Source organism: Amycolatopsis kentuckyensis (assembly GCF_002155975.1).
GTDB lineage: Bacteria > Actinomycetota > Actinomycetes > Mycobacteriales > Pseudonocardiaceae > Amycolatopsis > Amycolatopsis kentuckyensis.
Window position 1 is genome coordinate 1 of the sequence record NZ_MUMI01000842.1, and the last position, 736, is coordinate 736.

Annotated in this window: 2 protein-coding genes; one reads left to right on the forward strand and one right to left on the reverse strand. The window is 73.4% G+C overall.

All coding sequences use genetic code 11. The features are described from left to right. On the reverse strand, positions 1-528 hold a 528-nt coding region (locus tag CCN39_RS48550; RefSeq protein ID WP_143264501.1), incomplete at its 3' end, for a DMT family transporter. A 71-nt stretch (positions 529-599) separates the two neighbouring features. Between CCN39_RS48550 and CCN39_RS48555 the strand changes: the two genes are divergently transcribed. Continuing rightward, on the forward strand, positions 600-736 hold a 137-nt coding region (locus CCN39_RS48555), incomplete at its 3' end, for a helix-turn-helix domain-containing protein (protein ID WP_143264502.1).

Below are 736 nucleotides of genomic sequence, written 5' to 3' on the forward strand. Positions count from 1 at the left end.
GACCTCGAGCCCCGTGTACCGCCGCAGCAACGGCTTGCTCCCGAGGTGGTACACCGCCTGGACCGCCGCCGCAGCCAGCACGGCCCACGCCGCGCCCGAGTAGCCCCAGCCGCCGCCCGTGGCGATGAGCGCGCTGCCGGCAAGCGCCACCGCACTGCCCAGCAGCTTCGCCCCGGTCAGGCGCTCACCCAGGAACGCCGCCGCGAGCAGCGCGCTGAACACCGGCGTCACCGAGACGAGCAGGCTCGCCGTGCCCGCCGGGACGTGCACCTCTCCCCAGTTGAGCAGCAGCTGGTAGGCGCTCATCCCGGCCAGCCCGCACCCCGCGATCGCCGGCAGGTCCGCGCGGCGCGGACGGCGGACGCCCAGCACAGGCGCGACGAGCAGCAGCACGGCCGACGCCACCGCGAGCCGGGCGAAGGACAACCCGGCGACACCGTAGCCGTCGAGACCCCCCTTGATCGCGGGGAACGCCGATGCCCACAGGACGACGGTGACCGCCAGCGCCGCGGTCGCTTTCAGCTTCACCAGCCCATCGTCGGCGGTACGATACGGAAGTACCAGTTACTCTTTCTTGCCGAACCAGGAAGCCGGACTTCATGTTGGAGCTGCGCCGCCTGCGGGTCCTGTACGGACTCGCCCAGCACGGGACCGTGGCCGCGACGGCGGCGGCCCTGCACCTGACCGGGCCCGCGGTCTCCCAGCACCTGGCCGCGCTCGAACGCGAGGCCGGGGT